Annotated in this window: 5 protein-coding genes and 1 pseudogene; 3 read left to right on the top strand and 3 right to left on the bottom strand. The window is 32.4% G+C overall.

The window, feature by feature from the left end; translation table 11 throughout:
• Positions 1–5: 5 nt before the first annotated feature.
• From P8M54_RS06330 to P8M54_RS06320, 3 genes and pseudogenes are all read left to right on the top strand, one after another.
• Positions 6–1787, top strand: a pseudogene (locus P8M54_RS06330) (efflux RND transporter permease subunit).
• A gap of 17 nt (positions 1788–1804) precedes the next feature.
• A complete protein-coding gene (locus P8M54_RS06325; protein ID WP_300286371.1) occupies positions 1805–2881 on the top strand; it encodes an efflux RND transporter periplasmic adaptor subunit in 1077 nt (358 codons plus the stop codon).
• A gap of 100 nt (positions 2882–2981) precedes the next feature.
• Positions 2982–3599 carry a TlpA disulfide reductase family protein gene (locus tag P8M54_RS06320; protein WP_300286369.1) on the top strand — a complete coding sequence of 206 codons (618 nt, stop codon included), beginning with the start codon at positions 2982–2984 and terminating at the stop codon, positions 3597–3599.
• Between the two features lie 1844 nt (positions 3600–5443).
• Here the strand turns inward: P8M54_RS06320 and P8M54_RS06315 are convergent.
• From P8M54_RS06315 to P8M54_RS06305, 3 genes are all read right to left on the bottom strand, one after another.
• Positions 5444–6568, bottom strand: coding sequence for an efflux RND transporter periplasmic adaptor subunit (locus P8M54_RS06315; RefSeq protein ID WP_300286367.1), 1125 nt, complete (start codon positions 6566–6568; stop codon positions 5444–5446).
• Between the two features lie 14 nt (positions 6569–6582).
• On the bottom strand, positions 6583–8421 hold the full coding sequence (locus P8M54_RS06310; protein WP_300286365.1) for a cation-translocating P-type ATPase: 1839 nt from the start codon (positions 8419–8421) through the stop codon (positions 6583–6585).
• A 2-nt stretch (positions 8422–8423) separates the two neighbouring features.
• Positions 8424–8873 (bottom strand): TolC family protein (locus P8M54_RS06305; RefSeq protein WP_300286362.1); only part of this gene is annotated, 450 nt, incomplete at its 5' end.

Genomic DNA, 8873 nt, shown 5'->3' with positions numbered 1-8873 from the left:
TGTTTATGCCTTTGTCTATTGCAGTAGCTTTTGCAATGGTGGCTTCTTTTATTGCTTCTCAAACATTTGTTCCAATTCTAGCGAATTGGATGATGAAAATGAAAAAGAATGAAGTAGCTAATACGCCACGAAAACGTGCTTTCTTTGATAAATTCCGTGTCAATTATTCCTATCGAATGCGTAAATGGTCTACAAAATCTATATCGCTTTTTGTACTTTATATTTTTGTAACTGTTGGAGTAATAGCGCTGTTACTGCCTAATGTAGGAACAGATGTGATGCCGTTGTCCAACAGTGGCGATTTTCAACTACGCATTCAAGCTCCAACCGGAAGCCGACTGGAAAAAACGGAGGGAATTGTAAAAGACATTTTAGGTGAAATTAGAACATTGGTGCCAGAAAATGGCGTAGCGATATCATCCGCTTTTGTGGGAATGCAGCCAGCGACTTCACCTATTAACCCCATCTTTACTTTTACAAATGCTTCTCATGAGGCAATAGTGCAAGTTTCGGTCAACCAAGAAGTATATACTGGATCGATGGAAGATTTGAAGGAAGAGATCAGGATAAAACTGAAAAAAAGTCATCCACAAGTAGCAATCAATTTTGAACCAATGGAACTTACAGAAAAGATTATGGGTCAAGGAGCTATGACTCCTATTGAAGTAAAAGTAGGGGCAGGACAATTGAAAGCTGCTTTTTCTTTTGCGTCCAAAATTGAAGGGAATCTAAAATCGATTCCGTAGTTGCGAGACGTTCGTATAGCAGAACCTGTAGCTTATCCGACATTAGAAATCGAAATAAACCGTGACCTAGCTGGACAATTTGGTTTGACAGTGCAAGATATTACGAAAAATTTGGTCACTGCCACTTCGTCAACTCGCTTTACAGATAAAAATCTTTGGATAGATCCAAAATCAGGATTGGTGTTTCAGGTGCAAGTACAAATTCCAGAAGCGATAATGTCATCGGAACAAAAACTAAAATCTTTACCATTAAAAAAAGGTAGTTTAAGACCTGTGCTCGAAGATGTAGCAACTATTAAAAGAGTCACTTCTCCAGCACAAGTTAATCGAAAAGGAGCTAACCGCTACGTCACCCTAATTGCAAATTTACATGGCAAAGATTTGGGAACAGCATCGAGGGCTGTGAAACAAGCCATTAAAGATGCGGGTGAACCACCACGGGGAGTCACGGTTTGGACAGAAGGTACCATTAAACTCTTGGATGATACCTTGAGTAATTTATTATCGGGTTTAGGAGTTGCAATTATTGCCATATTCTTAATGTTAGCGGCTTATTATCAATCGTATAAAGTGCCATTAATTATTCTGTCGGTAGTTCCAGCGGTTATTGCTGGTAGCTTGCTGCTGTTGTTTGTGACACAAAGTACGCTCAATTTACAATCCTATATTGGGATAATTATGTCTATAGGAGTATCTGTTTCTAATGCTGTACTGCTAGTTAATCAAGCGGAATTTTATCGGAAAGACTTGTTGCTTAAGCCAGCAAATGCAGCACGTCTTGCAGCCACTTCAAGACTAAGGCCGATACTGATGACAGCCGCCGCAATGCTAGCCGGAATGTTACCCATGGCAATTGGAATAGGCGATGGCGCCGAACAGGTGGCTCCACTAGGAAGAGCTGTGATTGGAGGTTTAATAGCCTCTACGGTCACCATACTTTTATTGCTGCCCCATTTCTTTTCGTCAATGCTTTCTAGAACAGCGATTGCAAATCCTTCGCTTGATCCAGATGATGAAGAAAGTCAATATTTTGTCAAATAAAATTTAATAAATAAAAAATGTACAATCTAAATAAAAAAATAAAAACGTTTGCAATTACAACGTTTACATTGCTTGCCTTAACTGCTTGCTCTGATAAAAAAGAACCAAAAGAAGTAGCTGTCAAAATGGTGAAATTACAGAAGCCTAAAACAGTTATTATTCAACATATAAATCCTGAATATGAAGTATCCTTACCAGCTGAATTGCAACCTTACGAAGAGGTAGCAGTTTATGCCAAGGTAAATGGTTTTGTCGAAAAAATATATGTTGAACGTGGACAAAAGGTCACAAAAGGACAATTGTTAGCACAACTGGTTGCTCCAGAAATGAATCAAAAATACATTTCGGATCAATCATCGGAAAAGAAATCACACAGTGATTATTTGTATGCAAAACAAGCGTATGAAAGAATGTTAGAAGCGTCTAAAACTATAGGAGCAGTTGCTGCAATAGAAGTAGAAAGGTCTAAAAGTGCCATGGAAAGTGCTCAATCATCCTATAGAAGTGCAAGTGCTGGAACTGCGGGTAGTGGGCAACTTCAAAAATATTTACGAATAACTGCCCCTTTTGACGGAATCATAACATCTCGAAATATATCCGTTGGAGCACTTGCTGGAACAGGTTCAAGCCAGCCCTTGTTTATGATTGCACAGGGAAATCGTCTGCGATTAACACTTGCTCTACCGGAAAAACATGCTGCGTCGATAAGGGACGGGATGCCTGCCACTTTTACCATAAGTTCACAGCCTGGAAAAATATTTGAAACAAAATTATCCAGAAGCTCAGGATTCTTGAACAGAGATGATCGCTCCTTGACCATAGAATTTGATGTGGATAATGCTTCAGGAGATTTACAAGGGGGTGATTACGCTCAAGTTAAATTAAAATTACAAAGAAAAGCACCCTCTTATTGGGTCAAAAAAGGAAGTATACTGAATACACAAAGTGGTACTTTTGTTCTTACCTTTAATAATAATGAAATTAAAAAAGTGGCTATAAAAGAAGGAATTAAATTAGATACTATAGCAGAAGTATTTGGGGAATTTTCAAATGATGATTTAATAGTGGTAAAACCTTCAGAAGAGATGAAATAAGGAAATTTAAAATAATAAGTTTTTGAAAACCAAGTAGCCATTGGTTACTTGGTATTTTATAATTTCATTTAAAAAAAATATTTTAATTTAGATAAAAATAATGGAAAAAAATAATAGCGAAAAGCAATTGAAAGGATTAATAAATTTAGAAATGATTAAGAAAAATGTATCGACAATTGTATTCTTAATCTTTATTGTAGTAGTAATGTTCAACCCTGATGCAAAATCATTTCTTATCAAGCAGTTGATGTTCACTGGTCTTTTCAACGCTGAGATTTCATCAGTTAATTCTTCAGATAATACACTCCGCAATCATTTTGATTTTAAAGATTACGAAGGCAATGTTCAAAATACATCTGACTTGAAAGGTAAAGTTGTTTTTATCAACTTTTGGGCATCTTGGTGTCCACCATGTGTTGCTGAATTTCCTTCTATAGAAAAATTCCACTCTGAATTTAAAAATAATGATAAAATTGTTTTTTTGATGATCAACATGGATGATAATATAGCCACGGGAAAACAGTTTCTAGACAAGAAAAAGTATTCGTTGCCTATTTTTCAAGCTGTATCAAAGGTTCCAAAAGAAATTTATTCTGGTTCATTACCTACTTCAATAATTTTAGACAAGAAAGGTAAAATCAGATTGCGGCACACAGGATTTTCTAATTACGGTGGAAAGAACTTTTATATGCAAATAAGTAATTTATTAAAGGAGTAAAGAAGGATACAAAGTATAAGGTATATAAAAAATGATATAATTTTAATTTTTTTGAATAGGATAATTATACAACTGACTTAATAGATAGTATAAAAACGAAAGAAAAAAACTAAATGGCAAGTATAGTGTTAGCACTGACACTTTGTATAGCTGGAAAAAGTAACACGAGAAGCAGAGAGAAGCTGGTTTAAATTTAACTTGTGACGGTATTTGTAAAGAGTTAATGCAAGCTGAGGAAGAAAATAGAATTCTACGTAAATTATTAGCTAATAATAAAATTGAATTAGAAAACGGGCGTGAACTTTTTAAAAAAAAGTTTAGGACTTCCGATCCAAGGAAGATTAGTTGATCTGTTTTATGTAAAATATAAGATTAGCAAAACCAAAATCAAAATCATTACTATGTTAGACATGGTTCAATTAGCCGTTATCGAATACCAATCTGATATAAATAGGGTAATAAACCTACTGAATTTACTTTTAACTAAACTAAAGGATTTGTAGCTCAAGATACGGTTCTAGAATTCATTAAAGAGATTTTAAGCAATTAATTTATTGAAAGTGGTTAACGTTTGATGACTTCTTTTTTAAAACGAGAGGGCTATCTAATTAATGATAAAAAGTTATATTGAATTTGAGCGAAAAAGGATTATCGAAACTAGAAAACTGAATAAATAGGAGTGGTTCTGGACGTAAATTTGTAAAATATAGAAAGATAAATACCGTCAGGCCTTTTCACTGTATATAAATGGATATAAAGTTGGTTTGGATAGCAAGTTGAGGTTAGAATGCCTGTATACTATCAATAATAGGCGTGCATACTCGAAGAATACTAAAAAAATATCGTTCTTTTTTATAAAATAGGATAAGGTAATCACTTTTCTTTCAGATTTATTTTTAGAATACCAATATCCTGAACGTGTTGTGAGTAGAAGTGGTTCATGAATACCTCGGTTTAATAGGTGTTTAGGAGGATTTTTGTTATGTTACCACACCTTCTAAAAAGTACATATTTATTCATATCATGGAATCGTAAAAAAAAATATTCCAAAGGTTTGATTATAGAAATTTTTAAAAAATGGAAAGAATACTTAAAAGATATGTAGTTTTCTATTATAATATTAGACTGCACGGGCTTTTAGGATGTTTCACTCCACTGGCAAAATGAAAGTAGGATAAACAACTAATTTTAATAAAAAAATTATCCGCATAATTAATAATCGAAAATTATAATAATACTCTTGTTATATAAGAGTCAAAACAACTGGTTCGTATTGTTTGCCTTTTATTTCAAATGTTTTTGGGTTTAAATTATGAGTAGGTTTCTATATTTTAAAACTAGTTTTTCCATTTTTTTTAATTAAATCTACCTTATAAATGGTATAACCTTAATTTAATCAATCTCTTAGTTAACTATATCATTATCAAAACAATTTTCGGATTTTAAATTCTTTTATGGTTTTATCGTAGGTCTCTAGAATGTATTTTGGCTTCATATATGGTCAAAGTATAAAATTTTAAGCGAAAACTTATATTAAATTTTTACTTATTTAAAAGTGATATTAATTATCTCTATATAGCGATTTGTAGTTAACGATCTTTCACATCGGAATAATAAATCAATTATAATTTTTTATAAAATGATTTTAGGAAAGATTTATAAAAGGTTTTAGCAGACTAAGAAGGCTTTATTTTCACACAAGTTTTTATGATATATGTACGTTTATGGACTTATTGTTTTTTTAAAGATTTCTGTTTTACAAAAAAGAGGTTTGTTTTCATCTTTTTAGATGACAAACCTCTTTTAGTATTATAAAACAGTGTCAATAAATTTCAAATTAGAATTTATTCTTCCACATTCTTGATTTTCATTAAAAGAGCATAGGCTCCATTTGTTACAATATTTGCTTCAATCAGGTCATCAGAAAGAATTTCAGTAAATCCATTTTCTGAATTACCTATTTTAACTTCTTTCATCTGAAATTGCTCATTATCTGTGGTAACAAATACATATTTTTTATTTTCATAACTCACTAAAGCATCTGAAGGCAGAGTATTAGAAATCTGACTTTTAACTTCAATTTGAGCATTCATGTACATACCTGGCAATAATGATTTATCATAATCAGTAAAGTGACAGTGTATCAAAGTACTACGGTCTTCAGAAAAATCTTTTCCAATTAAGATAATTTTACTAGCGTATTTTTTCTCTGGATTTGTATTAGTATATGCTAATACAGATTGACCAATAGCTAATTTGTTAACGTCTTTTTCAAAGACATTCAGAACTAAATGTATATCTGTTGGATTTACAATTTCAAATAAAATATCGCTTGGGTTTACATATTTTCCAATGTTTACATTTACTTTTGATACATAGCCGTTTATAGGTGAATAAATATTGATACTTTTTGAAATGTTTTTTGCCGATACATTTTTAGGATTGATACCTGCAAATTTTAGTTTTTCACCATATGATTGAACCATTACTGAAAGAGAATTATAATCTGCTTGAGCTTGTTGATAAATTTTATCACTACTAGCTTTACTTTGATTAAGTTCTTTTTGACGTTCAAATTCTGATTTTGCATAATCAATTTTAGCCTTGGCTAAAAGATAATCTTCCTGCAATTGTATGTATTGTTGGTCTTCAACAACACACAGAACTTGTCCTTTAGTTACAAACATTCCTTCTAACAATTTAGTGCTTTTTAGATAACCACCCATTGGCACACTTATAGAAACTAAATTTTGTGGTGGCACATCTATTTTTCCATTAAGTTTTAATGTTGCTGAAATTTCTCTTTGCTCCATTTTACCTATCTGAATACCAGCATTTTTTATTTGTGCATCGTTAAGTGTAGTTATGTTTTCAACCGTGACTGTTTCGGTAGTTTCTTCTTCGTTTTTTTTGTTTCCACAAGAGATGAGGAATAAAACTGCAGTAATTGTAATAAATATATTTTTCATGTTATAATGTGTGTTTAAATTTTAACTCGTAGGAGTTTAATAGAATTAATAAAGACTAAAGTGTCGGGAAGTAAATGAATAGCTGCTGCCTCAATTGGACCAATTATTTTAAGTAAGACAAGTGTAATACCGATTACATGGACAACACCCACTCCTACAAAAATATTTTCTTTAATAGTTCTAAAAGCTCTTTTACTAATAGCGCGTGCCTTTGCAATTTTTTCTAGCTTATCTTGCATTAACACTATATCAGCTGCTTCCATTGCAGTTTCTGTACCCATTGCACCCATAGCTATACCAATATTTGCCTGTACTAAGGCAGGTGCATCATTAATTCCATCACCAACCATTGCTACTTTAGAGCCGTCTTTTTGTAATTCTTTGATACTGTTTATTTTATCTTCGGGAAGCAAATTGGCTCTGAAATCTGTAATACCTATTTGATTGGAAACATATTTTGCAGTTTCTGGATTATCTCCCGTTAGCATTACAATGTTTTTTATACCACTTTTTCTTAAACCTTGAATCATTTCTTTTGCACCTTCACGAATGGCATCTGATATATAAAAAATTCCTGCCAGTTTATTTTCGATTGAAAGATAAATAACGGTATCAGTTATATTTTCAGAAGAATTAATTGATGGAGTTTGATTTTCTTCCATAAAAAGTTTATTCCCTAATAAAACAGACTTACCCTGAACTTTTGCAGAGACACCTCGTCCTTTTATGACCTCAAAATTTTCTGGTTCAAAATAGGTTAAGTTTAATTTATCTGCGTAATTCAGTATAGCTTTTGCTAACGGATGACTTGATCGTCTGTCTACTGTTGCTGCAAATTGGACTAAATTTTCCTCATTATAATTGGAATCTATAATTTCAACTTTATTAACGACAGGACTACCAACAGTTAATGTACCAGTCTTATCAAAAACGATAGTGTCTACTTTAGCAAGTTCTTCTAAAAACAAGCCTCCTTTAATCAAGATTCCTTCTCTGGCAGCACGTGCTATAGCCGCTATTGTAACCAGCGGAGTAGCTAAACCTAATTCTGCGGGTGAAGTAAAAATTAATAATGCAATTACCAGTTTGACATCACGGGTAAAGAAGTAAACAGTAGCAACAAAAATAAATACTACTGGAATAAGCCAGGAAGCAACTTTGTCTGTAAATTTTTCAATAGGTGCTTGTTGACTTTCAGCATCCTCCACTAATGAAATAATTCTTGAAAAAACCGTATCCTCACCAGCTTTAGTCATTTCAATATCAAGTGCTCCCAATTCCAAAATTGTTCCTGCAAAAGCTTCACTACCAACTGTTTTTTCTTGCGGTAGACTTTCACCTGTTATTGGTGCTTGGTTAACAGAACCAGATCCTGAAACTACTTTTCCATCAACTGGAATTTTTTCTCCAGCTTTTACAAGGATAACATCTCCTATCTTTAAATCAACTATATCTATTATCAATTCAGAATTGTTCTTTTTTAACAAGGCAGTTTTAGGTACCGAACCTATTAACTCTCTAATAGATGCTCTTGCCTTTTCAGTACTTGCACTTGCAATATATTCTGCAATAAGAATAATCATTAGTACTACCGCACCTGCCAAGTATTCTTTACCAAGTACAGAAATAATTACAGCAATAGTTATAAATAATTCTGTTCCTATCTTTTTCTCATTTATTAAATCCAATACTGCAGTTTTGACTAATGAATATAAACCAAAAGCCATAGTAATTATTAAAATTGGTAGTTGAATAAAGTCGAGATAAAAGAATAAACTCGCTAAGCCAACAGTTATTATCCGTACAATTTCCCAAAGAAACTGAGGTGAAAAGAAAGTTTTTGTGTAATTCATGATTATTCAGTTTTAGTTAATGAATTGAGTACAATAATGCTATTGTTTAATCTTTTAACAGCTTCAATATAATTGCTTCGAATTTCGGTATTTTGATTGATTAGCATTACCCATTCTAAATAGTTGATATCGCCATTGTTGAATTTATCGTTGGCAGCTTGTGTAACTATATCAACACTTTTCAACGCTTTATTTTCGTAATAATCAATAGTCATTTTGTTTTTTTGATATTCTTGCAAAAAATTTTGATACTGGTTTTGCAGTTTCAATTTTTCAAAATCCAAATTGTTTTCAGCGATTTGAGTTTTGGTTTCTAATGCTTTTTTTCTATTATTAAATGACGAATTAAATAAAGGTAATGCTATACCAAACTGTCCGTAAATGCCATTATAGCTATTTTGAAATGTTGTATTTGTTTTGACAGTTGGCCACGCAACACCGCCACGTAAGTC

It is taken from the genome of Flavobacterium sp. (assembly GCF_029242675.1).
Taxonomy (GTDB): domain Bacteria; phylum Bacteroidota; class Bacteroidia; order Flavobacteriales; family Flavobacteriaceae; genus Flavobacterium.
The sequence above is the reverse complement of the archived record's forward strand: the minus strand, read 5'-3'. Positions and strand labels throughout refer to the sequence as shown.